Origin of the sequence: Roseibium alexandrii DFL-11 (assembly GCF_000158095.2) — a bacterium.
GTDB classification, from domain to species: Bacteria; Pseudomonadota; Alphaproteobacteria; order Rhizobiales; family Stappiaceae; genus Roseibium; species Roseibium alexandrii.
Genome location: NZ_CM011002.1, coordinates 694624 through 719493, shown reverse-complemented (window position 1 = coordinate 719493; position 24870 = coordinate 694624). Strand labels below are relative to the sequence as shown.

Below are 24870 nucleotides of genomic sequence, written 5' to 3'. Positions count from 1 at the left end.
GGGCTTAGTTTTAGCGTTGAAGCATCTGCTTGACCAATCATGCTTTCTGCACCTAAACAGTAGAAAAGCTACTGCCAAGGCCTGAGAGCAATGCGCCACCCCAGCCTCAACAAACTCAGAGCATTTGATGCTGCGGCCCGGCACCTCAATTTCCGGCTGGCTGCAGAGGAGCTCAACCTCACACAAGGGGCAGTTGCCCAACAGGTTCGCGCTCTGGAGGATGAACTTGGCGTTCAGCTGTTTGACCGGCTTCCCCGCGGTCTTGCGCTGACCGGGCCGGCAGAAGAGTTTCACGCGCAAGTCCGGCGCGGGCTCGATGAAATCGATCGGGCGATAATCGATATATCCCAACAGGTCCCACGCATCACACTCAGTCTGCCACCCTCTTTCGCAGCACAATGGCTTGTTCCTCGCCTGCCCGGCTTTTTGGACAAGAACCCCGGACTGGATCTCGCGACTCTCGCCACCGAGCGGCTGGCAACCTTCAAAGGCGATGGCGTCGACCTGGCCATTCGGATCGGCACCCCACCTTTTCCAGGCCTCAAAAGCCATTTTCTTGCACCAATTCGGCTAGTGGCCGTCGCATCGCCGATGCTGACCGGAAACCGGAAGACAATAGAAAATATTCAGGATATGCCGCACCTGCGCATTCTTCTGGACAGCCATACCTCCTGGGAAGAGGTGCTAGGGACAGAGCTGCTGCCGGAAGACGTAACTTACCTGAGCTTCAGCCATTCCAGCCTTGCCATCAACGCGGCGTTGGAGGGGCAAGGCATCGCCCTTGTCCCGGAGCTTCTGGTGCAGCGGCAACTCACAAACGGTGCATTGACATGTTTGTGGCGTCAATCCGATCAAGGAATAGGCACACGCGGCTACCATCTTGTTTACCCGGAAAATCCGGTCCGATTTGGCGCAGCACGGCAGAAGGTGATTGATTGGATCTGCCGGGAGTTTGGGAAAGACCGACCGGCATAATATCTGTCCAGTTTTGCTCTGTTCAAACTTCTATTCGTGCCATCCAAAGCAGTGCGACTTGCGTAAGCAGGGTAAAAAAACAGCGCTGGACATTGCCATATGACGATCTTTTCGCCGACCCGCGAATCAGCTCTCCAACACCTTGATGATTTTACACCGCAGATGGGCCGGGCTTATGCGGCTCAGAGGAACCACGATCGCGGCTCTGGCAAGCACACGTCCGTTTCCTGCCTGTCGCCATACATCCGGCGGCGGTTGATCAGCGAGCAGGAAGTCGTGACCGCAGCACTCCGGAACCACGGTCTTGATGGCGCTGAAAAGTTCATTCAAGAGGTGTTCTGGCGCGGATATTTCAAAGGCTGGCTCGAACGCCGTCCGGCCATTTGGACCTCTTATCGGCAAGGGTTGACTGCCGACCTGGAGGATCTAAAGAAGGACAGCGGTCTTCGTCAGGCGGTCGCTCGTGCGGAGGCCGGCCAAACCGGGATCGACTGCTTTGATGCATGGGTGAATGAGCTCATCGACACTGGATACCTCCACAACCATGTACGTATGTGGTTTGCGTCCATCTGGATATTCACATTGAAGCTTCCGTGGCGTATCGGCGCCGATTTTTTCTACCGGCACCTTCTGGACGGCGACCCGGCCTCGAATACCTTGAGCTGGCGCTGGGTTGCCGGACTGCATACGCGCGGCAAGACCTACGAAGCTCAAGCCTGGAACATCGCCAAGTTCACCGGCGGTCGGTTTGCGCCGGAAAGTTCGGAACTTGAAACCGGAGTAAAGTCGCTGGATTGGAGCGAGCCGAACGGGCTGCCGTCCGCGCAACCGCCACGGGATTTTGTTGCGCCGGAACCGGGCAAGCCGACGGCCCTTCTCCTCACCGAAGACGATTGCCTGCCGGAAACGCTGATCCCGGACGGCATCGAACTCGTTGCAACCGCGACGCTGACATCAAGTGACCTGAGATCACCTCGGCCTGTTCCAGATCTCATTCGATCATTCGAAGCAGCGGCTTTGGACGATGCTGCACAACGGATTGGACAGGCGGCGACAAGGTTGAACACAGCTTCGCCAGACCCAATCATCGAGTGGGCGGCAGAAGCCGGAGCCAAGCAGATCCTCACGCCCTATGTCCCGACCGGACCGCTCAAGGACTGGCTGGACGCAGCCCGGCCGAAGCTCGAAAACCATGGCCTCACCCTGACCGAAATCCGGCGTCCTTGGGATGATGCGATCTGGCGCTATGCAACGGCCGGTTTCTTCAAGGTGAAGAAGGAGATTCCAAACATCATCAACCGACTGGAGATCGCATGACAGAACCGGTTCGCATCGGCATCATTGGGGCTGGTATGACAGGGCTCTCTTGCGCCCGAACACTCAAAGATGCCGGGCACGCGCCTATGATCTTCGACAAAGGCCGCGGCATTGGTGGGCGTCTTGCGACCCGGCGGGCAGAGAACGGTCTTCAGTTTGATCATGGCGCGCAATACATCACAGCAAAGACGGAGGAATTTCAGAAACTGATCCAAAGCCTCATGTCCGTTGATGCCGCCGGTGAATGGGACATGGGCGAGCGGACCGGCTTTATCGGTGTGCCCTCCATGAACGCCCTTGCAAAAGCCTTGGCCAGTGACCTCGACATCCGCCGGCAAGCCCAAGTGAGTTCGGTCACCGAGACCGAGGACCGTTGGTTTTTGGCCATCGGTGAAGAATCGCTTGTCTTCGACCGATTGATCATCACCGCCCCGGCCCCGCAAACCATGGCTTTGCTGGGCACCGGACACCCGATCTCAAAACAGATCGCCCATGTCAGTCTTTTGCCCTGCTGGACCTTGATGGCAGCTTTTGTCGATGAGGTTGACGCTCTACCCGCGTCCCACCGCGACCCGGATACCCCGCTGGCCTGGATCGCGAATGAGAAAACCAAGCCAGGGCGCCCCGGCCGGACTGCATTTGTCGCACAGGCAAGTCCCGACTGGAGCAAAGACCATCTGGAACTCGACAAGGCCGCCGCGTCTGACCTGATGCTCAGCGAGCTTTGCAAGAAACTGGACCTTGATCGGAGCAAGGTCATCCATGCCGATGCACACCGGTGGCGCTATGCAAAAGTCGGCACTCCACTCGGAGAACCGTATTTGTCGAATGCCTCCAAAACGTTGTTCCTAGGCGGTGATTGGTGTCTCGACGCCCGTGTGGAAGCCGCGTTTCAAAGCGGCTCTGCAATCGCGGAAGCCCTTCTGAGTGAGCTGTGAAGCAGCTTTTTCAGACGCAAGCGCCCATCAAAACGAACCCATTTCTGAAACGAGGGAGCCACCATGGATTTGCCGATTGAAAACGTCCAATCCTATCCGAGACCACCGATTGTCGAACCGGTCCCGCAGCGGATCCTTGTCGTTCTGGGGTCCGTGGAGATCGTTGATACCACGCGGGCCTTACGGGTGCTCGAAACCCATCATCCACCGACCTATTACATTCCGCCGGAGGATGTGAATGCCCATTTGCGCCGCCTCCCGCAATCCACCCTATGTGAGTGGAAAGGTGCAGCCACCTATTTCGACGTGTCAGCCGGCACCCGGACCGCACGGGCCGCCGCTTGGCGCTATTCCCTGCCAACAGCCGAATTTCAGTCGCTCAAAGACCACCTCGCCTTTTATCCTGGAAAAATGGACCTTTGTCAGGTGGGTTCTGAGCGTGTCGATCCGCAAGCTGGAAAATTCTACGGTGGCTGGGTGACCCCGAACCTTCAAGGTATGCCGAAAGGCGCACCCGGGACCGAACACTGGTAACGCGATCAGACCAACTCCCACTAACGAAAACGGGCGCCCATTGGGCGCCCGTTTACATTTGATTTCAATACCTTCAGTCCGCAAGCGGAACTTTCGGAACCAGGCTTTTCTTCGACGACCCGCCTTTGTCCGTTGGCTTAGACGCCTTAGAGGCCGTTGGTTTGGCCGCCGGTTTGCGCTTGCGCTTTGGCTTTGCCCTTGTAACCGCTTTCGGCTTGGCCTTGGGCGGTGTGGCGCGTTCTTCAACGCTCTCCAAGAGCAGACCGTTGCCGTCCTCGGACACCGACACCTTGACCATGCCGCCCTTTTTGAGCTTGCCGAACAGCACTTCATCAGCCAGCGGCCGCTTGATGTGCTCCTGGATGATACGGCCAAGCGGCCGGGCTCCCATCTGACTGTCGTATCCCTTGTCGGCGAGCCATTTCACAGCATCGTCGCCAAGTTCGAAGGTGACATTCCGGTCTGCAAGCTGGACTTCCAGCTGCATGACGAACTTCTCGACGACCTTGTAGACAACTTCGACCGGCAGGTTGCCGAACGGAATGATCGAATCCAGACGGTTGCGGAACTCCGGTGTGAAAAGCTTGTTGATCGCTTCCTGATCGTCCCCTTCCCGCTTGATGCGGTTGAAGCCCACCGGCATTTTAGCCATATCGGCCGCGCCTGCGTTGGTGGTCATGATGAGGATGACATTGCGGAAGTCGACTTGCTTGCCGTTGTGGTCAGTCAGCTTGCCGTGATCCATGACCTGCAGGAGAATGTTGAAGAGGTCCGGATGGGCCTTTTCGATTTCATCCAACAGAAGGACGCAGTGCGGATGCTGGTCGACGCCGTCGGTCAACAGCCCGCCCTGATCGAACCCGACATAACCCGGAGGCGCGCCGATCAGGCGGGACACCGTATGCCGCTCCATGTACTCCGACATGTCGAAGCGGATCAGCTCCACACCCATCGATGACGCCAGCTGACGCGCGACCTCGGTCTTGCCAACACCCGTTGGTCCGGAGAACAGGTAGGACCCGATCGGCTTGTCCGGCTCGCGCAATCCAGCGCGAGCAAGCTTGATCGCGGATGCCAACGTTTCGATGGCGTTGTCCTGACCGTAAACGACGCGCTTCAGATCCTTGCCAAGGTTTTCCAGAACCTCTGCATCGTCCTTGGAGACCGACTTCGGCGGGATCCGCGCCATCGTTGCAATGGTGTTCTCGATTTCTTTGACGCCGATTGTCTTACGGCGGCGGTTTTCCGGAACCAGCATCTGGCTCGCACCGGTCTCATCCAGAACGTCGATCGCCTTGTCCGGCAGTTTCCGGTCGGCAATATACTTAGCCGACAGCTCAACCGCCGTCTTGATGGCATCGTGTGTGTACCGGACCTTGTGGAAATCCTCGAAATACGGCTTCAGGCCTTTCAAAATGTCGATGGCGTCCGGAATGGTCGGCTCGTTGACATCGATCTTCTGGAACCGGCGCACAAGTGCCCGGTCTTTTTCAAAGAACTGACGGTATTCCTTGTAAGTCGTCGACCCGATGCACCGGATGGCACCAGAAGCCAGCGCCGGCTTCAGGAGGTTGGAGGCATCCATTGCCCCGCCTGATGTGGCACCTGCACCGATGACCGTATGGATCTCATCGATGAACATAACCGCACCCGGGTAGTCCTCGATTTCCTTGACCACCTGCTTCAGCCGCTCTTCGAAATCACCGCGATAGCGCGTACCTGCGAGCAGCGCCCCCATGTCGAGTGAAAAGATCGTTGCATCCTGCAGAACTTCAGGCACATCGGCATTGACGATGCGGTGGGCCAAACCTTCAGCAATCGCCGTCTTGCCCACACCTGGGTCACCGACGAACAACGGATTGTTCTTGGACCGGCGGCACAGGATCTGGATGGTCCTCTGGATTTCGCTGTCCCGCCCGATCAGCGGGTCGATCTTGCCCTTCTCCGCCTTCTCATTGAGGTTGACGCAGTAGGCTTCCAGAGCGTCGGTTTTCTGTGTCGGCTTTTTCTCAGCATCGTTGCCGGAAAGCACGTCTTCTTCTTCCGCGCCCTCAACCGGCCGGGTCTCCGACATGCCGGGACGCTTCGCGATCCCGTGAGAAATGTAGTTGACTGCGTCGTAGCGGGTCATGTCCTGGTCTTGCAGGAAATAGGCTGCGTGGCTTTCGCGCTCTGCAAAGATCGCCACGAGCACATTTGCACCGGTAACCTCTTCGCGCCCTGACGACTGCACATGTATAACAGCGCGCTGAATCACACGCTGGAAACCGGCAGTCGGTTTGGCGTCCTCGTCACTATCGGTGACAAGGTTGTCGAGTTCGGTTTCGATGTATTCGATCAGGTTCTGCCGGATCGTGTCCAGATCCACATTGCACGCCCGCATGACGGCGGCCGCGTCCTGATCGTCCAGCAAAGCCAAAAGAAGATGCTCTAGCGTAGCGTACTCCTGCTGGCGCTCATTGGCGAGCGCCAAGGCTTGGTGGAGGGCTTTTTCAAGACTGCGTGAGAAAGAAGGCACGTGTGTAAGTCCTCACTTTTTTTCCATGACGCATTGCAGGGGATGCTGGTGCCGGCGCGCGAAATCCATAACCTGTGTCACCTTGGTCTCGGCAACTTCATAGGTATAGATCCCGCATTCCCCAACGCCGTGATGATGCACGTGCAGCATGATGCGCGTGGCTTCTTCACGGTTCTTTTGAAAGAAGCTTTCCACCACATGGATTACGAATTCCATCGGCGTGTAGTCATCATTCAAAAGCAGCACGCGATACAGGTTTGGCCGCTTGGTGACTGTTTTCGTCCGGGTGACAACAACCGTTCCGGCGTCGCCACCGTCCTTGTCATAATCAGGTCCCGCAGTCATTTCCGTTACACTCGTATGTGTCACTCCAGCCCTAACCGTCTCATTTCCAATAGGCCCGCTTAGCATTCAGAGCTGGTCCCGGCCTTATCTTACGCAGGTTACATCCCACCGGATATCCGGCCTTCGGATATGTAATCCTGCCGCGCTCGAGGCACTTTCGCAATGGTCGATTTCATCAACATCTGGGCATTTGCCATCCCGGATGCATCAGCATGTTGTCAATTACGGATGTAGGTCTCTAAAATCCGATTAAAAGACCGTGCTTTGAGCGAAAATCGACCAACGTTCTCACCAAGACGGGGAAAAAAGAATAATTGGGTAAATCCCAAAAACACAAAAACCCGGCCGTAACCGACCGGGTTTTCAAAAACTCACTCCAGGCACAGGCCCAGGGATGGCAAGTTACTTGCCGAACTTACCGATCATGCCTTCGTAAGGCTTGTAGGCGTCTTTGGACAGATCAGTGACCATTTCACCGATCTTGGTCATTTCGCCAACAAAGCCCTCGTAGGAGGTCTTCACATAGTCAGCCTGGGCTTCAAATGCAGTGTCGATGGATTTGGAAGCCACCAGCTTCTCAACAGCGGCTGTGCCTTCTTCGAAGGATTTCTTCTGATAATCAGCAACCTCAGCAGCAATTGCCTGAAATCCTTTGCTCATGGAGCCGAATGATTCCATGGCCATGTCCATGCTGTCTTTGCTCATCTTCTGGATTTCATTGAAGTTGTTCATCATGTCGTTTGCCCTTCTCCGGCGAACCGGTCGTCAGCGGCATCAACTGTGACCCGTCTGAACTGTCCGGCGCGCTTATCGCTTTACCTAACGCAAGCTTCATAATGCACTGCACAAATTCTGTCAAGGTGATTTTGCAATGCAAAAACAACTTTAACGGGAACAACTTAAGTAAATCCCGAAAAGCTAATTTTCTGGCAACCCAACGGAAACCGGGTCAATTATGAGCGCCACTGCCCGTTCCTAAACCCAGACATGCGCAGTCTGAGTTTTCACGGCCAGCTCTCCGCACCGATACAAATAAGGTTCAAACTGAAGAAACCATCCCAATTGAAAAAAGAAGCGCGAATTCGCAATTCCTTTTCACCGAAAATATAAGCGTTAGACGACCAATGCATTTTCTTGACGCTTCCCTCTTCAAAAAAATAAAAAGACGGTACTTCAAAGTAACCGTTCCATTTTCACTATCAATTATGCTCAATGCATACACTGGCCCGGAAGACCATTCGAGCAAGATGCGGATTTACACTTGATTAACCATAACAAAAAACAAAAAATTTAAGTGCTTTTCTGGCATCCCCTTTACACATTCGTAACCGTGATTCCATCAAATAGCCCTCGTACTTCGCGGACGGCTTGAATGAACGGCCTGGGGCTGGCCGATCATCCCCGTCCACAAAAAGAAACGCGTGACCCGAATTGGGAAAAGTAACAGTGTTAGGTATGCGTTCTTCACGCTCTGCGCGAATGATTGGCCGTCTCGGCAAAATGCTTGTCGTCGGCACTCTTGTGCTCTGCGCCCCAACCGTGGCTTCGGCCAATCCTAAATATGCTGGCATCGTCGTGGATGCCAAGACCGGCAAAACCCTCTATGCGGCCAATGCGGACGCCTACCGGTTCCCGGCCTCGCTGACGAAGATCATGACGACCTACATTATCTTCGAAGAGCTTGAGGCGGGCCGGCTTTCCATGTCCAGCCGTTTGAAAGTTTCAAAAAACGCCGCTGCTGAAGTGCCGTCAAAACTCGGCTTGAAACCGGGCAGCACCATTTCGGTGAAAGATGCGATTGGTGCGCTGGTCACCAAATCGGCCAACGATGTGGCAACCACTGTTGCGGAAAACATCGCCGGTTCCGAAGCAGCATTTGCCCGACGGATGACCCGGACAGCCCGGCAACTCGGCATGTCCAAGACAACCTTCCGAAACGCACATGGTTTGCCGAACTCAAAGCAACGGACCACTGCACGTGACATGGCGACATTGGGCCGCGCCATCCAGGAGCGGTTTCCGGAGCGGTACAAGCTGTTCAATACCCGTGTCTACAAATACAAGGGCCGCAACCTGCGCAATCACAACAGACTGCTGGGCAGTGTGAAAGGCGTGGACGGGATCAAGACGGGTTATATCCGGGCATCGGGCTTCAATCTGGTCACGTCCGTTCAACGAAACAACCGTCATATCGTTGCTGTTGTCATGGGCGGCCGCACCGGCGCACGCCGAAATGCTCATATGACTGACCTGATCGGACGGTATTTGCACAAGGCGAGCCGAGGCACGCGGACTGCACCGCTGATTGCTTCGGCCGGTCCCGTTTTCGCTTTTGATGCGGCGTCCCTTAAAGAACCGCCGCTACCTGCGAATAAGCCGGGTGGTGGAATTGCACCGCCTGCAACCGGGGCGCCGGTCGTTCTTGCAAGTGCCTACGCACCGGTAAAACTTCCGGAAGACGCGCTGGCTGCCAATCAGGTCCCTGCCCCTGCTCCGGCACCGGTTCCAGGCTTTGGAAATGAAGTTCCGATCCCGCCGAAGGCCGTAAAGTCACGCTTCAATGACACGTTCGCGGTTGCAACATCTCTGCCACCGATCCCGAGAACCAGCCCGGACGCATCGATCACGACACAGTCCATTTCCAAGACGGCTCTTCTGCAGGCAGCGCGCCAGCAGGCGGGTATCGATCTGCCGGTCCGCAATGACGAGCAGGCTCCAAGCGCTCCGATCCCGGTACGCACTGTTGCAACTGAAGCCATTGAAGTCATTCCGGCGGCCGAAGTCGGTGCAACGCAGACAGCTGCACTGACGCAAACCATTGATGCGTCTTCAGAAGAGCTGGCGCAGGGCGATGCTGACGAAAATGAGCGCGGAGATGCCGATAGTGCGGCTGAACCCGCTATCGCGGTCTCTGGCTGGCAGGTGCAGATTGCTGCCGCCGAAACCGAAGCTCAGGCCATGGCCCTTCTTCAGAGAGCTGAAGCACGGACCGGCAACGCCTTGAACAACCGCACACCTTTCACAGAGCCTGTCGAGGCCAATGGCACGACGCTCTATCGCGCCCGCTTTGCCGGGTTCGACAACAAATCTGCAGCCCGTAGGGCCTGCCGTACCTTGAAAAAGGCGAAATTCGCCTGCTTCGCCATCTATGAGTAATTGAGTAACGGATGTCGTTAATGTCTTCTGAGAAGCGTGTCTTTCGCCTCGTTGATTTTCGCCGCGAGGAAACCGGAGCCTCCTTGGTCGGGATGGACCCGCATCATAAGCCTGCGGTGCGCGGCTCGGATTTCCGCGTCCCCGGCATCGGGAGAAAGCCCCAGGATCTGGTAGGCCTCCTCATCTGTCATGGGGCCCGAGCTCGACGCGCTTCTCTGCCGATGTGTGGCATCCGGCTCGAAGTCTTCACGCCAACCGGCAAGCCTGCGGTCGAGATAAGCTTCGACTAGCTTCAGGCTTTGATCGTCCTGATGAGCTTCCTGCCAAAACGTCTGCAGCTCCTCATCTGTCAGATCATCCAGCCGGCGGCCCTGGAAACTGCCGGCAAGTACCGTTCCAGATAACGCACCAGTGTCATGGTCCAATTCCATTTCGACCATGGCAGAGCGGACCTGGGACTGCTGCCCGGCAGTCTTTTGGGGATTATAACCCGACAAGTTCCGCAGTCCGGCCAATCCAAGCAGCGACAACCCAAACCCGAACGCCGGGATCGCCAGCGCAAACCTTCCGGTAACGGCAAAAACACCCGCAAGGATCATCAAGAGAATACCGCCATAGGTGCGGATAGACTGCGCGAGCCTGGCCGGGTTGGCCTGAACGAACTGCCGCATCATGGCAATGAAGACGACAAGCAGCACAAGGCCGAGAAGCAAATAGATCATGATGACGGCTTGAGTTGCTCCAACAACAATCGGGCGCCCTGCCCGCCTTTCTTTTCAAACGCAGTCAGCGCCTTGTGACCACCGCTAGCGAAAACAGCAACCGCCTTCAAGAGCTCGGAAAGTTGACGCGCAGCACCGGCGTCAAACGGACAATAAGCTCCGTTGGTTAAACGGGCGATTTCGCGGAACGCGCTCTCTGCAACCTGATCCCGGCCTTCTTGAAAAAGAAACATCGGCACTCCCAGAAGGCCAAGCTGACCTGCCTTGTCACATAGGGCGTCGACGTTTTCTTCCATGCAGTCGCCGACATAAACAACCGCCGCAATTTTCTCTTTTTCCGCAGCGCTGATCGCAGCTGAAAGTACTTTACGGATCTGCGTGTGACCGCCTTGGCAGGTAATCCGGCTCATCACTCCGGCGAGCTCCTGCCCTGTTTCAAACCAACGCGAGGCTCTGCACTCGCCAAAGCCGCGGAAATAGACAAGCTTGATCTTGAGGCCACCAATGGACGCGGCTTCCTGAAACATCTCACCCTGCAACTGACAAGCCGTGTCCCAAGTGGGTTGCCGGCTCATTGTAGCATCGAGCGCGAAGATCAGCCGGCCGGATGTACCCGGGGCCGGGCGCGGCGCTGACTTCACCTTGTCGAGAAAAGCGGACACATCGGCCTCGGTCGAACGGACAGTCTGATCCTGCCGTTTCGCCGGGGTATTCATGCTGTCCCGTGTCTTTGCCAAGACTGAGTGTCCCTTATCCTGCCGTTCACAACCCGAACTTGGTTCTTGGGACCGTCTACGTCAACGCTTTTGCCGCAATTGCCGCAGGCGGTTTGCAATCAAATGAGACAGAGCTCCGTGAGATCCCGCCGCATGCTGTCCGGCATGTTCTGAACATCTCCACCGGCACGAATATCCTTTGGTGCATCTTCGGCCTTCAGATAACGCCACCCCTGGAACGGCCGCTTTGGCTGATATTGTGTGAGTATCAACCGCGGCTCCAGCACCAGGTCGCAGCGTTTCACCCCAGCATCATCGGTAAAAGGCCGAATATCCAGGAGATGCTGACGTGCCTGAATTTTTCCTTTGATGACCCAATAGAGCGACCCGCCATCCAGCAGCGCGTCACGCCGGGTCGGCACCATACGCGTGGTATGGGTGGTGTGTGCGCCAAGCCCGGCCGCCCGCGCCTGCTCAACGCGAAAGTCGATCCAGGCCTGAAGGCTCTCGACGCTATCAGCACCCACACAGAGTTTCACAAGATGCAAGGTCATAAAACTGACCTATCAGTTAACAAAGCAAGGTCAAGAGAGCGACCGTCTGCAGCGGTGGATAGTGATTACAACAAGGGCTTACGCTCTTGCGCTTGAAGCGGTAAACCGGTCATCTCGTACAATGGATGTATTCGTTACAGGTGGCACGGGCGGGATCGGCTCGGCAGTAGTCAAACAGCTCGCCCAGGACGGTTGCCAGGTCATCGGCCTGTCCAGATCCGATCAATCTGCAGAAAAACTGCGCCGCCTCGGCGCCTCAGCTTATCCCGGCGATCTGCGGGATCCGGCCACGTGGGTTGAGCGGGCAACAGCATGCGATGCTGTTGTCCACCTCGGAGCGACCTTCTCGTCCGACATGGGCAAGGTCGACCGGATCGCCATGCTGGAGATGAAAAAAGCCGCGCGGCACCGCAAACAACCGCTCAAAGTTGTTTATACCGGTGGGATTTGGCTGTACCCGCCCTGCAAGGCAGGAGACATGCTCAATGAGAAAACGCCGTTTTCACCGCTGCCTGCCTTTCGGTTCATGACAGAGACCATCAAGACGCTCTCCACAGGAACAGACCTCGCGCTTTGCGTGGTCCACCCTGCCCTTGTGTGCGGACCAGATTTTGGTCCGGTTGCAGAAATGACAGCTGCCTTGAAACAGAGCGGGAGGTTTGAAACCCGGGCCTCGGAACACACGTTTTGGCCGCTGGTTGAAGTATCCGACCTTGCCCGGCTCTACGCGCTGGTGTTGCGTCAGACCCGATTCCGCATGTCCGTCATAGGCAGTGGTATCTCCGGCGTCTCCGTAGACCATCTTACAAGCCATATCTCAGCTCGTCATGGCAAGCCTCTGGAAATCGTTACGCAGCCGGCCCCGGAAGGTATTGATCGCGATCAGGACTGGGCCGCCGGCTACGCTCTGTCCCAATCTGCAGACAACACACATGCGAAACGGCTTCTTTCCTGGTCTCCGGAGCACGCCGCAGTCGAGGATCTGGTGATCTCGCTTTCCAGATAATCGGCACCTCATCGACCGAGCGAAGACTTTATCAACATACGTACGGTAGCTTTCAGGGATCATTACCGAACGGATGATCGACATTGCGGCTTTTCCTCTCGCTGGTTCTAATTTGGATGCTTTCAGGTACTGCCCTGGCAGATACCATGCAGCCGCTTGGAAGGTTTCATGTCATCAACACGGCAGGCTTTATTGAGCGGGACGGCAATCGGGCACCGCTTGCGTCTGATCTTGAGACAGGCGAACTCACGCTTTACAGAAATGTCGTGGGCAATCTGGTTTTGACCATCAGCGAAACAGACATTGAACTCTTTGAGGTTGAAAATGGCCTCGCTGGTCTGACCTGGAACTCAGGAAACTCATCTCTGTTGGAAGCTGCGGACATTCTGGATTTGAGCCCTCACACCCTGCCAGAGCAAGTGCAGGCCTGGGGCGCCGATGTCACCTGGCCGGGACAAGGCGAAGTGCAGCTTGTGCTTCTGCCGCTAGGCGAAAATGCATACAGCAGTTTTCTGATCAGCCATCCGGGAAGCAGCACGGTTGTGCGTCAGATGGAGTTGCGCAAAGTCTCAGGACCGCCAAACCGCCCAGCCCCAAAAGCGACTGTTCCAGCTCCCGTATTGAATTGAAAAACGTCAGAACTTGACTGTTTCACCGCCCAATCGGACAGCCAGAAAGCAAAAAGCCGCAGCGATCGCTACGGCTTTTGTGTTTCGTGCGCCCTCAGGCTTATTTGGCGATGGCGACGGCTTGTTTGGCGTTGTCAACGTCGTTGAACAAGAGAACCATGGCGAGTGCGATGCCAACGGCTCCGACTGTCCAAAGTGTCACGCTCCAACAAGATTTCTGCACGTTTTCGTCCATTAAATCCCTACATATTTTTCCGCGTTGCGGGCCGCATCCGACCGCAAATGTGGCGCTAGTGAGGCGAGGTGGTAAACGATCCCTTACCTGTTCGCAAGTGCAAAAATCTGGCATCAGTTCTGCAATTTTCACATTGCCGGTTTTTTGTTTTAATTTGAGCAACTTACGGCCCTGAGAGCAGTTGCACATATTCTGATCAGCTTGCCGCAAACGTAAGAACCCAGCCCCAATTATGTCCGATTCCAAAGAAGACGCGGCACCTGTTTTGGGGCCCTTTTATCGCTCATCCGCATATCCATGACAGTTGCCTCAGGAATTTGTCCTTCACCGCTTATGCTGGGCTGACGTTCCCGATAAGATGCGCAGGTTCCACGTCAATCGCTCTCAAGACCATACGGACCTCTATGCACGCCCTATCCCAACTCGATTATGCCGCCGCCGGCCTGTTCCTGGTAGCTTGGCTCGGTTTCAACCTGCTGATTGATCTGGGTCCGCTGCGCAAGAAAACCCTGTCATATGCGATGGAAACGCAGCGTCGGAACTGGATGCTGACCATGGCAACGCGCGAGGTCCGGATTATGGACACCGCGATCCTGTCGGGATTGCAGCAAGGCACGGCCTTCTTTGCATCAACCGCCTTGCTGGCAATCGGGGGAAGCTTTGCCCTTCTGGATGCGACAGATCGCATTCTTCAGGTCGCCGGAGATCTCTCCATCCCGGTTTCCGACAGCCGTGCTCTCTGGGAGATCAAAGTGTTGGGGCTCATGCTGATTTTTGCTTACAGCTTCTTCAAGTTTGGTTGGGCGTATCGGCTCTTCAACTACGCCAGCATCGTCATGGGCGCTGTTCCGGAGCGCAGCCAGGGCGATCCGGACGCCATTCGCGAAATTGCGGGAAAAGCAGGTGAGCTAAACGTCCTTGCCGGCCGCCACTTCAATAGAGGCCAGAGGGCGCTCTTCTTCGCCATCGGCTTTCTAGGATGGTTCGCCGGCCCGATCGCCTTCGCGATCCTGACCGTCGCCGTGTTTTTGGTGCTCCTGCGCCGTCAGTTTTCTTCCAAAGCCCGCGCAACAGTTATGTCCGGGCAGTTGTCGAACTTCTCTCCAGACGTCAGATTGGGAGAATACACCGACACCGGATCATCAAACCCCTTCACGTGATAGCTGCCAAACAGTCCTGAGCGGCAGCCCATCAGGCCTGCAACATTGTCGGACACGAGCACTTCGCGGCCCAAGTCCTTGGCCAGTTCCGCAATGCGCGCGGCGAGATTGACGGCCGGTCCGACAACAGTGAAATCAAGACGCGTTTCGCTGCCGACATTGCCATAAAATACATCGCCTGCATGCAAAGCGATCCCGACGCTCATGTCAGGTGTCACCATGCAGGTTTTCTGCTGATTGATCTCTCCGATCTTCTTCAGCGTGTCCCGTGCAGCCAACAAGGCGTTGTAGGCAGCTGACTTCGCTTCCTCTTCCGTTTCGTAGGGGAAGATAGCCATCACCTCGTCGCCGATGAACTTCAGCACCTCACCGCCGTGAGCCTCAACGGCTTCGGTCATCGCACCGAAGTATTTGTTGAGGAACAGAACAAGCTTGTCGGCAGGCAGACTATTGGACAGACGGGTAAATCCGCGGATATCGGCAAAGCTGATCACAGCCTTGATCCACTCGCCCTCCCCGCGCCGGGTCGTGCCATCAAGCACCTTCAAACCTGCCCTTGGGCCGACATAGGTATTAAGCACGGTTTCCGCAGTGCGGCGTAGCGATTTGAGTTCGCACACGAGCGCCAACGGCCGCATGATCGAATCGAAAACACTCAAGTTACCGCCCGAAAAGCCTTTGGGTGCCTTCGTCGCGAAGGTCGCGACCTTCACCGAGCCATCTGAAAACGGCATCGGCAGAGCGATGTAATCGGTGTAGCCCTCTTCACGGAGTTCCTGGCAGACCGGAAAATCATCGTCGGTGCCGGCGCAGTTGGAGATGTCGACCCGGACAGGCTGTTTGGTTTCATGAACACGTTTGATCGGGCTGCTTTCGTAATTGGCGTCAGCATCTTCGCCGGGGACATAGCGCCGGAGCTCGCGTGTGCCTTCGCTGTCCCAGATCGAACCTTCCGCACGAACGTTCGGGTGAACGATCCAGATACCCGTTGTCGCACGGTCGACCGGCACACCACCCGCCCGCAGCCGCTGCGCAAGTTCACTAACGATTTCAAGAGTGCCGTCCAGCTGGGGTGCGTCGCTGTAAAGCCATTGCACCACATCTGCCGCGACAAGCGGCGCTTCGAGGACCATCTGCCCGCCCTTACTTTTCAAATGAGATGAAACCCATATGGGTCTCTTAACCGGAGAATAAAAGTGGTGTTTTTCGGAAACTTTTACTGGTTAAGAAAAACCCGGGCCTGGAAACAAGGCACTGCTGCGGCCAGTCATCCAATAAACCGTTAGGCCGATCCACTCCCGAACACCAATGTCCAGGCGGCGCAACCCTTTGGACGCACCATCAAAGCCGAGTCCCCAATCCGCGCCACCGCGGGTTCGGTAGTCAACAGGATAGGCTGTTACGCCGGTCCATCCGGCAGCTTCAAAAACCCCCATGGATCGGGGCATATGGTACGCCGAGGTCACCAAAAGCCAGGTCTGTCCCGGCTTTGGATCGACCAGCTCTTTCGTGAGAACAGCGTTCTCCCAGGTGTTCCGGGATTCGTCTTCCAAAATTATGCGTTGTGAAGCGATACCGAAATCGTCAAACAGGCGCGACGCCCCTTCGGATTCCGTCGCCTGCCCCGTGATGATTGTCCCCTGGCCGCCGGTATGAATGATCAAGGCTTCAGGGAGCTGCTTGGCAAGCCGGGCAGCGATGGTCAACCGCTCCCCGGAAACGGTCAAAGCCGTCTCACCGCGCGCACCCGTGACCACCGTATCGACCGCGCCGCCCAAAATGATAACGCCGTTGAAAGACCCGAGCTCAGCCGGTCTTGAAAACCTGTCTTCCAAAGGCTGGATCAACAAGTTTGCTGCCGGAGAAAACCCGCAAATGACGAGGCCAAGTGCGCCAACCCAAATGAACCGCCGCCCCCACTTTTGAAGCCGCGTTCCCATCGATACAATCAGGCCGACCACAACAAGCGCAATCAGGAAATTGGACGGCTGAATGAAAAACGCTGCAATCTTGGAAAGATAAAAGAACATCTACTTATATCACTCTGGATCCCAGACAGGCCCCCAGGCGGCGTTGATTAGCCGGCCCTCAGGCCTTCCCAAGGCGCTGATTTGCGCCATCTCGTCGCTGTCGAGCTCGAAATCAAAAATTTCAATGTTGGCTTTCAGCCGATCCGGATTGCTGCTCTTTGGGATGGCGATGACGTTCGGCTGCTGCACATGCCATCGCAATGTGATCTGAACCGGCGACTTGCCATACTTCTCAGCCAAATCGCGGAACAAGCCTTCCTGATCAACCCGCCCTTTGACGATCGGACAATACGCGGTCAGCGCCATTCCAAGATCCTGTGTCGTCTGCAAGAGCGTTCGCTGGCTCAAGAAAGGATGATACTCAACCTGGTTGGTCACAAGCTGGCCACCGGCAAGATCCTGCGCCTGCCGCAACAGCGCGGACGGGTAATTGGACACACCAATCGACCTTGCAAGGCCGCGGTCTTTCGCTTCAACAAGTGCGCCGATGGTTTCCGCGAGCGGTATGTCGGGGTTTGGCCAGTGAACGAGCAAGAGATCCACATAATCGGTTTGAAGCTTGCGAAGACTTGTTTCTGCCGAAGTACTGAATGCATCGGCTGCGAGCTGATCCCACCAGACCTTGGTGGTCAGAAAGAGGTCCGGGCGGTTCATACCGGAAGCGCGAATCCCATCGCCGACCTCAGATTCGTTTTCATAATACGCTGCCGTATCCACATGGCTGTAACCGTTCTGTAAAGCAAATGACACAGTCTGCGCGCATTGTGACCCACGCAAATCCCAGGTTCCCAACCCAATAGCCGGGATCGATACGTCACGAATAGATCTGAAAATCATTGTGGATTCTTCCATGGATGAAACAGCTGTGATGACAGTCACAGCCACCGCAGACGAAAGGGGTCAAACTTCCCGCAACGTTCGCAAAGATGGCCGGAGACAGTGATATGACATTGTATATGAAAATTGGTGGCAGAAAGGCAGTCTTGGCTGCAATTCCCCCGCTCAGAGACCGACTGGAGTCCGATCCGTGTTTCGATCTTGCACCGCTGCGCGGTGAGTTCGATGCGTCGGGAGACTTTTGCGAGTTCCTGGTTTTCCTCTTCGGCGGTTCCCCGTTTTATGACGGCAAGCCTGTGACCGACCTCCTCTCGCCCCTGTGCGATTGCGACGATGTTTATCGCCGTTTCGTAGACCACCTCGTGGCGGTATTGCTTCACGGTGATCAAAACGAGGAAAACGAAGCGGAACTGCGTTCGCTCATGGAACGTCTGCGCCCACATGTTCTGGCGCCCAGGCCCACAGCTCCAGTTCTGGTCTATTCCGTAGACAACGACCAACTGCGCGCCTGACGCTGCAAACAGAAGCGCCGGCGACTTCCATCACCGGCGCTCTTTGTTCTAAGACTGAAAGGATCAGCCGAGTTCGTTGACGCTGGTCACGACTTTCCCGACGAGGCCATAGTCAATGCCCTCTTCCGGGCTCATCCAGTAGTCACGATCTGTATCTTTTTCGATACGCTCGATCGGCTGCCCGGTTGCATCCGCGAAGATCTTGTTAAGACGATCGCGCATCTTAATGATTTCCTTGGCCTGGATCTCGATGTCCGTCGCCATACCGCCGGCGCCACCGGACGGTTGGTGCAACAAGAAGCGGGTGTTCGGCGTGCAAAAGCGCAACTCTTTCGGCACAGAAACGTAGATCAAGGCACCGGCACTTGCGACCCAGCCCATGCCGAGAATACGAACTTCCGGAGAAATGAACTTGATGGCGTCGTGGATCATGTCACCGGATTCAACGTGACCGCCCGGAGACGACACGATGACGGTGATCGGATCATTGGAAACTTGTGCCAGCGCCAGAAGGCGGGCGCACACGTCACGGGCCATGTCCTGGGTCACCGGACCTGTAATCAGGACGGTGCGCGCTTCGAACAGATGCTTGTCGACCTGGATCGACGGTTGGGCTTTGGACTTGTCCTCGTCTTCATCGTCGAGGCGTGCAGGCACCGTGGTCGAATAGTTTTTCATGCGCAGGATTTAGCTCCCTTGGCTGTTGTGCCGGTCATTCCCGGCGGTTCTTTCCGGTCTGGTCAGCGGGCCGAGCCGAACCGGTTTGTCCCATGTGTAAGCGAAGAGCTGCGCTCTCGCAAATCTTGTCAGCGTTCTTAAGCCGAAAAGAGTTATCAGACCGGCAACATATGCTCACAAAGACGCTTTTCAATCCGGCCGGTGTGGATGAATGGGGAGTTTGTCGCCCCGGCGCCCCGCGATCAGATGCCAGACCAGCATCATTCCAAACGGCAGAGACGGCCAGACGAACCACAACGTCGACAGGCCTGAGGTCAACAAATTGAGGACAAAGAAGAAGCCGATCATGAAAACACAGGACTGGACCCGCCTCGGTTGAGACCGGATCCATCGGCGCGCCTGTTCAAATCCGTTCGCCACCGCCTGCGTGTCTTTTTCCCAATTGCCACTGCTGTTGGGTTCAGCAGTGTCCTGCAAGTCGTCCTCTTCAGATCCAGCGGTCTCAGGAGAGTTCCGGCCACCGAGGCGCACTGAGAAAGTTTGCACAGGTTCGGAGACATTCTTGACCTGTTTTGGCCCGAGCGGCTCGAAGCCGAGCGCCAGTTTTGTGCGGACCTGGTCGTAAACCGATTGTGACAGCATAATGCCGCCCTTTGGGGCCAGTTCCTGCAGCCGTGCGGCGACGTTGACGCCATCACCGTAGATATCATCGCCCTCAATCATGATATCGCCGAGGTTCAACCCGATCCGGAATTCCATGCGGGTCGCGTCCGGCAACTCGGCGTTTTTATGAGACAGCTCGTTCTGGATTTCGACTGCGCATTGCACCGCCTCAATCACGGAAGAAAACTCGATGATGACCGCATCGCCCCAAGTATTGACGATGCGCCCACTATGCCGTGCTGTGAGGGAAGACATGATGCTGCGGTAGGTTTTCAGACGATTGAGCGTGCCGTCTTCATCCTGCTCCATGAGCCTGGAATAGTGTGCAACATCCGCACACATGATAGCGGCCAAACGGCGCTTCGCCCGTTCCATCAATCTACCCCTGACTGCCCGGCGCCCGATAACATACTTGTGACCGTCGCCTTAGTTAGGAATGGGAATCTTCGGCTGAAATTGCAAGGAAAAACCTTTGTCAATTGTCGCAATGCCGGTCGTGAGGTGAGTTCCAATCCCGGTAACTCACTGCGTTTCAGCAAGCGTTCTCAAAGCGTTCAGCGCATCTTCCGCCCGTTCTTCTGGAACAAAAACATGGTCGTGAAAAAACGCCGCAACCACGTTTGCCGGGATACCCTCCTCCGCCAAAGCTCTGGCAACAGCTGCCGTCAAACCAACCGCCTCTAGCGACGAATGCACTGTCAGAGTGATCCTGCGGAACCATTCTGCCTCAACCAGTTCGAGCTCCCGTGCCCGTTCCAGCGGGAGAATGGCCGTCATGCCCTCCGTCTCGGAAAAAAGACCGATCGGTTCGTACTCAGCGAGTTCAACGAGGCTCTTCGTTGCAAACGTGCAGAACACATACGGCTTGGGATCAAGCATTGGCCGCATATGGGAGATCAGGTTTTGGAGGTCGGTTTCACCGGTCATGATTTTCCATCTGCTTGCGTTTGTGTTGCTGCGCTTTGGTCCGAGATGCTCTGCTTGCAGACTAAACACCTGCCAAAAACACAACAAGCAGGCCACTGCCGATGGCCAAAAATTTCTGAACCGGCTTTGTGAACCCGATCACGCCAAAGGAAATCAGGCCCAGACCGAGACCGATCTTGGCCGCAGCCAACAGCGCCAAAGTCGGTGCATCGGATAGGGCAATCACCGACGGGTTGGCGATCATCGCCAAGGGAATGACGTAGAGCCCGATGCCCAGCGCCATCGCCGTGAAAGCCACTTTCAGCCAGTTCTCGCCGATCATCCCGGCTGCAATGAAGACCGCCCCACACACTGGGGGGGTGATGGTAGAAATCAGCGCAAACCAGAACACAAACAGATGCGCTTGAAGCGGTTCAAGACCCTGCTCGATAAGGGCTGGCCCGGCAACCGAAACACAGATGACGTAGGCCGCCGTCGTTGGGACTTCCATGCCCAGAACCAGACATGCAATGGCAGTCAGCAATAGCGCCGGCCACAAGTATCCGCCAGACCCGGAGAGGATCAGCGAAGTGATCTTCACCCCGAGCCCGGTAATCGCGAGAACACCGATGATGATAGAGGCGCAGATGATGATCGAGGCGATGACGGAGACTTGGCGCGCTGCATTCACAAAGGCGCTTTCCAACCGACCAAGGATCTCCTTGCCCGAAGCCACACCTTTTGCAGTGAAAAACAGAAGGACAAAGCCTGCCAGAATGGCGAGGCAGGCCGCATACTGCGGTGTGTATTTCGCGACGAACATTCCGTAAAGCAGCACCGCAAACGGCACCATGAAGAACGCCGAGGTGATGAGCACCTGGCGGACCGGCGGCCGGTCCTCCTTCGCCACGGCTTTCAGATTATGATGGCGGGCGTAGGCATTGATGCCGATCCAGACCGCGAAAAAGTAGAGAATCGCCGGCAACAGTGCGGCCATCATGATCTGCGTGTACGGTACGCGGGTCAGTTCGACCATGACAAAGGCTCCTGCCCCCATCAGCGGCGGCATGATCTGGCCACCAGAAGACGCAACAGCCTCTACAGCGCCAGCCAAACGTTTGGGATATCCCAGCCGCGTCATCGCCGGCAATGTAATTGCCCCGGTTGAGGCGACATTCGCCGACGCCGAGCCGGAGATGGACCCAAAGAGCGCAGAAGACAGCACGGACACCTTGGCCGCACCGCCCTTGAGACGGCCCGCCGCTGCGGCTGCCAGGTTCATGAAGCCTTGGCCCGCTTCGCCGGCATTCAAAACCGCACCGAAGATCACAAAGATCGCAACCACATTGACCGAGACCCCGGTCAGGCTGCCCCAGATCCCGCCCTCGGCGATGGTGAGTGTTCCAAGAAAGCTGGCCAGCGGTGTTCCTGAATGCCCGAATTCACCCGGAATATGTTGACCGAACAACCCGTAAGCCAGCGCAAGCGCTGCCACGATCGGCAGTGGCCACCCGATTGCCCGGCGGGCACCTTCCAAAACCACGATCAAAAGAACCGCAGCCAGCCAATACTGAAAAGAGCCTTCCAAAAAGCCGTATTGATCGGACAACATATCCTGGTTGATCGCCACCCATAGGCATCCGGCGACACCAAGGACACACAGCACAGCACCGCTTGCGCGCTTGAGCAGTGCGCCTTCAACGAACAGGAAGATCCACGGCAAGGCCAAAGCAAGGTGCAGCGGCCGGCTGACCAGGTTTGGCACCAAGCCGGAAAAGATCAGTCCGAGGTGAAACACCACGAGGACAACGGCAAGGCAAAGCATCAGGGTTCGCCAGAGTGGCGACGTCGGGGTGTCAGTGCTGATCATGGGAACTGTTCAAAAAAGAGAGATCCGGCGCCAAATGAGCGCCGGATCGGGAGACAAACGAGTTACTTTTGAGCATCCGTGAGATCGATGCCCGCTTCCTGGTAATAGCGCACGGCACCTGGATGGATTTTGCCAGTGATGTTTTCCATCAAGCCCTGGTCAACGCCGTTCCACCAGGCTGCACCCTCACCCATCTTCGCTTTCTGCTCCCAGAAGGTCTTGGTCAGGGCGTAGGCCGTGTCATCGTCCATTGCAGTCGTGGTAAAGGCGACCACCGGCAAGGATGTTGTGGTGATGTCTTCGCTCTGTCCGGCATAGGTGCCCGCCGGAATGACCAGCTTGGCCCGCTTGGATTGCGCGATCTGATCATCAGACAATGAAATGACATTCACTCCGGTCGACGCAGCCGCTTCAATAACGTTCGGTGCCGGCCAGGACCCGGCGGTCACAAATCCGTCGATTTGGCCATTCTTGAGCGCCGCAACAGCATTGGACAGTTCAACCTCGGCAAGATCGACCTTGCCTTCCAGGCCGAAGAGCTTGAGGTACTTCTCACCTTCACGCGCCCCGAATGAACCTTTACCGAGCAGGATGGTTTTGCCTTCCATACCAGCGAAATCCGTCACGCCGCTCTTTTCAGACATGACGAAATGCATGGTCAGCGACGGGATCGGGAAAAGGGCGCGGATCTCGTCGAACTTCGGATCGCCCTTGCCCTCGAACATGGCTTTGCCGCCCTGGGCAAGCCTCACGAGCACCGGCGGTGTGGTGAAGACATAGTCTCCGCCGCGCGCACGGGCTTCCATCACGTTTTGAACTGAGCCCTGGCTTTCTTCAACGGTGACGATGATGTCGCCGTTGCTGCCTTCCTTGACCGCTTCAGCAATCTGAACGCCCATTTGGTAGTAGGACGAGGTGGACTTCGCCGACTTGTAGGTGATGCGCGTTTCCGCCTGTGCGTGAACAGCACCAAGCGACAAGGACAGGCCTATGGCCAGTTTCAAAAGACCGGATTTCATGCGATCGCTCCCTATGGTTTTCATTAACGTTATTGGGAGCGCTTCCAAGGCGCAATGCTATTACAAGCAGAAATGGTACGTCGGTTGTTCAAACCGGATCAGCTTGACTATAAAACGTGCAATAAACGTCAGAAGCCGAAGACGGATATTATCCGGCAATCCACTGCCAATCAGCCGATGGTCGGCTTCCATATTCCTTTAACAGGCTCGGCTTCTGAATCTCCCGGCCATGGTGGCATGGAGATACAGATGAATTTCAGCGGCTGATCGCCGTCGCAGCGGTATTGAAACGCTGTCCCTACCGGAATGTCGATGGACACTCCAGCTTCCAGAACCACCGTTTCTTCACGCCCTTCCCTTGCACGCCAGATTTGACCGCGCCCCTCCAGCACATGCCAAAACTCGCTGACGGTCTTCAAACGGCATCCCTTGTTCACTTGCCCGGGCGGGACTGTACTGTGGATCATGTTCCCGGTCTCGCCGTCCATGATGTAACGGATTTGAGCACCGGCGGGCGATTTGGCGTCCGGCTTAACCGGGAGTTTGGTTGTTTTCATTCCTGCTCCGCTCCTTTCAGGGTCAAGGCCATGTTGCACAAGAGTTCGAACATGATCGAAACACCCAGGAAGGCCGTCCCGCCGCTTTGATCGAACGGCGGCGACACCTCTACAAGATCCGCCCCGACAATATTGACCCCGTCCAGCATGCGCGCGACTTGCAGCGCTTCAAAAGAGTTCGGACCTCCGACTTCCGGTGTGCCGGTCCCTGGGGCAAACGCCGGATCAACAAAATCGATGTCGTAGGAGACATATGTCGCGCCTTGACCGGCGATCTCCTTTGCCTCCGCCAGGACATCCTGCACCCCGCGGGCGAAATACTCCTCGATGGCAATCACCCGAATGCCAACACTCTCGGCAAAATCCCGGTCTTCAAAATCATAAGCCGTTCCGCGAATGCCGATCTGCACAACCCGCTTGGGGTCCAGCAATTCCTCTTCAACAGCGCGCCGGAAGGGCGTTCCATGGGTATATTGCATGCCGCCAAAATAGCTCTTGAAGAGATCTGTATGGCTGTCGAAATGGATCATCCCGACCGGTCCGTGTTTGTTGGCGATCGCTCGGAGTATCGGTAGCGAGCACAGGTGATCACCACCAGCTGTCAGCGGGACGACGCCTGCATCCAGAACTTCATCATAATATGTGGTCATCCGGTGCAGGCTGTCGTCAACACTTGCCGGGTTCGGTCCGACATCACCAAGATCCGCGCAATTGACCAGCTCAAATGGCCGCACACCCGTATCCCCGTTTTGCGCCCGGATCATTGTAGAGGCGTCCCGGAGCTGACGGGGACCGTGGCGCGGACCGGGACGGTTGGTCGTGCCACCATCCCAGGGCGCTCCGATCAGGCCGATCTGCACCTCCGGTAGCCGGGGGTTGTCGAGTTCGACATGGGGCAGCCGCATGAATGTCGGCACACCGGCAAAGCGCGGCAGGTCGAACCCGGAAACGGGCTGAAAAAACGGATCTGACATGAACAATTCCCAAAGCGAC

Annotated in this window: 26 protein-coding genes; 9 read left to right on the top strand and 17 right to left on the bottom strand. The window is 56.3% G+C overall.

Features of this window, described 5'->3' with window-relative positions; translation table 11 throughout:
• The first annotated feature begins 90 nt into the window (after positions 1-90).
• The 4 genes from SADFL11_RS03405 to SADFL11_RS03390 all read left to right on the top strand — a co-directional run bounded on the left by SADFL11_RS03405 (position 91) and on the right by SADFL11_RS03390 (position 3764).
• On the top strand, positions 91-975 hold the full coding sequence (locus SADFL11_RS03405; RefSeq protein ID WP_008191464.1) for a LysR substrate-binding domain-containing protein: 885 nt from the start codon (positions 91-93) through the stop codon (positions 973-975).
• Between the two features lie 99 nt (positions 976-1074).
• Positions 1075-2292: an FAD-binding domain-containing protein gene (locus SADFL11_RS03400; protein WP_040450697.1), complete on the top strand. Its 1218-nt coding sequence runs from the start codon at positions 1075-1077 to the stop codon at positions 2290-2292.
• Positions 2289-3230 carry an NAD(P)/FAD-dependent oxidoreductase gene (locus tag SADFL11_RS03395; protein WP_040450698.1) on the top strand — a complete coding sequence of 314 codons (942 nt, stop codon included), beginning with the start codon at positions 2289-2291 and terminating at the stop codon, positions 3228-3230. Before SADFL11_RS03400 ends, SADFL11_RS03395 begins: the two co-directional genes overlap by 4 nt.
• A 63-nt stretch (positions 3231-3293) precedes the next feature.
• A complete protein-coding gene (locus tag SADFL11_RS03390) occupies positions 3294-3764 on the top strand; it encodes a DUF427 domain-containing protein (protein WP_008191523.1) in 471 nt (156 codons plus the stop codon).
• Positions 3765-3837: 73 nt separating this feature from the next.
• Here the strand turns inward: SADFL11_RS03390 and clpA are convergent, their stop codons facing one another.
• From clpA to SADFL11_RS03375, 3 genes are all read right to left on the bottom strand, one after another.
• Positions 3838-6282 (bottom strand): ATP-dependent Clp protease ATP-binding subunit ClpA, encoded by a 2445-nt coding sequence (gene clpA, locus SADFL11_RS03385; RefSeq protein WP_040450699.1) that lies wholly within the window; start codon positions 6280-6282, stop codon positions 3838-3840.
• Between the two features lie 12 nt (positions 6283-6294).
• Entirely contained in the window at positions 6295-6627 is a 333-nt protein-coding gene (clpS, locus tag SADFL11_RS03380; protein ID WP_008195276.1) for an ATP-dependent Clp protease adapter ClpS, read from the bottom strand.
• Between the two features lie 402 nt (positions 6628-7029).
• Positions 7030-7359 (bottom strand): phasin family protein, encoded by a 330-nt coding sequence (locus tag SADFL11_RS03375; RefSeq protein ID WP_167579032.1) that lies wholly within the window; start codon positions 7357-7359, stop codon positions 7030-7032.
• 723 nt (positions 7360-8082) lie between these two features.
• Here SADFL11_RS03375 and SADFL11_RS03370 point away from each other — a divergent pair.
• A complete protein-coding gene (locus SADFL11_RS03370; RefSeq protein ID WP_040450700.1) occupies positions 8083-9783 on the top strand; it encodes a serine hydrolase in 1701 nt (566 codons plus the stop codon).
• Between the two features lie 17 nt (positions 9784-9800).
• On the opposite strand, the gene SADFL11_RS03365 is transcribed toward SADFL11_RS03370, so the two are convergent.
• The 3 genes from SADFL11_RS03365 to SADFL11_RS03355 form a co-directional block, all read right to left on the bottom strand.
• Complete coding sequence (locus tag SADFL11_RS03365; protein WP_008195065.1) at positions 9801-10505, bottom strand: DnaJ domain-containing protein; 705 nt, start codon at positions 10503-10505, stop codon at positions 9801-9803.
• Positions 10502-11221: a vWA domain-containing protein gene (locus SADFL11_RS03360; protein ID WP_050775957.1), complete on the bottom strand. Its 720-nt coding sequence runs from the start codon at positions 11219-11221 to the stop codon at positions 10502-10504. The genes SADFL11_RS03365 and SADFL11_RS03360 overlap by 4 nt, the downstream gene beginning before the upstream one ends.
• A 119-nt stretch (positions 11222-11340) precedes the next feature.
• Positions 11341-11775 (bottom strand): DUF1489 family protein, encoded by a 435-nt coding sequence (locus SADFL11_RS03355; protein WP_008192759.1) that lies wholly within the window; start codon positions 11773-11775, stop codon positions 11341-11343.
• Between the two features lie 121 nt (positions 11776-11896).
• On the opposite strand from SADFL11_RS03355, the gene SADFL11_RS03350 reads away from it, so the two are divergent.
• Positions 11897-12781, top strand: coding sequence for an SDR family NAD(P)-dependent oxidoreductase (locus SADFL11_RS03350; RefSeq protein ID WP_008193521.1), 885 nt, complete (start codon positions 11897-11899; stop codon positions 12779-12781).
• Between the two features lie 146 nt (positions 12782-12927).
• Positions 12928-13410, top strand: coding sequence for a hypothetical protein (locus tag SADFL11_RS03345; RefSeq protein ID WP_134852887.1), 483 nt, complete (start codon positions 12928-12930; stop codon positions 13408-13410).
• 100 nt (positions 13411-13510) lie between these two features.
• Here the strand turns inward: SADFL11_RS03345 and SADFL11_RS25690 are convergent, their stop codons facing one another.
• Positions 13511-13633: a hypothetical protein gene (locus SADFL11_RS25690; RefSeq protein ID WP_265936775.1), complete on the bottom strand. Its 123-nt coding sequence runs from the start codon at positions 13631-13633 to the stop codon at positions 13511-13513.
• Positions 13634-14049: 416 nt separating this feature from the next.
• Here SADFL11_RS25690 and SADFL11_RS03335 point away from each other — a divergent pair, with 416 nt between their 5' ends.
• Positions 14050-14805 carry a DUF599 domain-containing protein gene (locus tag SADFL11_RS03335; RefSeq protein WP_134852885.1) on the top strand — a complete coding sequence of 252 codons (756 nt, stop codon included), beginning with the start codon at positions 14050-14052 and terminating at the stop codon, positions 14803-14805.
• On the opposite strand, the gene SADFL11_RS03330 is transcribed toward SADFL11_RS03335, so the two are convergent.
• The 3 genes from SADFL11_RS03330 to SADFL11_RS03320 all read right to left on the bottom strand — a co-directional run bounded on the left by SADFL11_RS03330 (position 14691) and on the right by SADFL11_RS03320 (position 17672).
• Positions 14691-15938: an adenylate/guanylate cyclase domain-containing protein gene (locus SADFL11_RS03330; protein WP_040450701.1), complete on the bottom strand. Its 1248-nt coding sequence runs from the start codon at positions 15936-15938 to the stop codon at positions 14691-14693. The genes SADFL11_RS03335 and SADFL11_RS03330 overlap by 115 nt on opposite strands.
• 90 nt (positions 15939-16028) lie before the next feature.
• Positions 16029-16835, bottom strand: a complete 807-nt coding sequence (locus SADFL11_RS03325) for a YdcF family protein (protein WP_008196728.1) — start codon at positions 16833-16835, stop codon at positions 16029-16031.
• A gap of 9 nt (positions 16836-16844) precedes the next feature.
• Positions 16845-17672, bottom strand: a complete 828-nt coding sequence (locus SADFL11_RS03320; protein WP_040452164.1) for an aldo/keto reductase — start codon at positions 17670-17672, stop codon at positions 16845-16847.
• 107 nt (positions 17673-17779) lie between these two features.
• Between SADFL11_RS03320 and SADFL11_RS03315 the strand changes: the two genes are divergently transcribed.
• Positions 17780-18184 (top strand): globin family protein, encoded by a 405-nt coding sequence (locus SADFL11_RS03315; protein WP_134852884.1) that lies wholly within the window; start codon positions 17780-17782, stop codon positions 18182-18184.
• Positions 18185-18247: 63 nt separating this feature from the next.
• Here SADFL11_RS03315 and SADFL11_RS03310 read toward each other — a convergent pair whose 3' ends face one another.
• The 7 genes from SADFL11_RS03310 to speB form a co-directional block, all read right to left on the bottom strand.
• Positions 18248-18862, bottom strand: coding sequence for an ATP-dependent Clp protease proteolytic subunit (locus SADFL11_RS03310; RefSeq protein WP_008190473.1), 615 nt, complete (start codon positions 18860-18862; stop codon positions 18248-18250).
• Positions 18863-19051: 189 nt separating this feature from the next.
• Positions 19052-19900, bottom strand: coding sequence for an adenylate/guanylate cyclase domain-containing protein (locus SADFL11_RS03305; protein ID WP_008194485.1), 849 nt, complete (start codon positions 19898-19900; stop codon positions 19052-19054).
• A gap of 147 nt (positions 19901-20047) precedes the next feature.
• Positions 20048-20452, bottom strand: a complete 405-nt coding sequence (locus tag SADFL11_RS03300) for an ACT domain-containing protein (RefSeq protein ID WP_040452166.1) — start codon at positions 20450-20452, stop codon at positions 20048-20050.
• Between the two features lie 61 nt (positions 20453-20513).
• Entirely contained in the window at positions 20514-22301 is a 1788-nt protein-coding gene (locus tag SADFL11_RS03295) for a TRAP transporter permease (protein ID WP_050775959.1), read from the bottom strand.
• Positions 22302-22363: 62 nt separating this feature from the next.
• Positions 22364-23320, bottom strand: coding sequence for a TAXI family TRAP transporter solute-binding subunit (locus SADFL11_RS03290; RefSeq protein ID WP_008195480.1), 957 nt, complete (start codon positions 23318-23320; stop codon positions 22364-22366).
• 170 nt (positions 23321-23490) lie between these two features.
• A complete protein-coding gene (locus SADFL11_RS03285) occupies positions 23491-23877 on the bottom strand; it encodes a cupin domain-containing protein (protein WP_008191135.1) in 387 nt (128 codons plus the stop codon).
• Complete coding sequence (gene speB / locus SADFL11_RS03280) at positions 23874-24851, bottom strand: agmatinase (protein WP_040452168.1); 978 nt, start codon at positions 24849-24851, stop codon at positions 23874-23876. The genes SADFL11_RS03285 and speB overlap by 4 nt, the downstream gene beginning before the upstream one ends.
• Between the last annotated feature and the right edge of the window lie 19 nt (positions 24852-24870).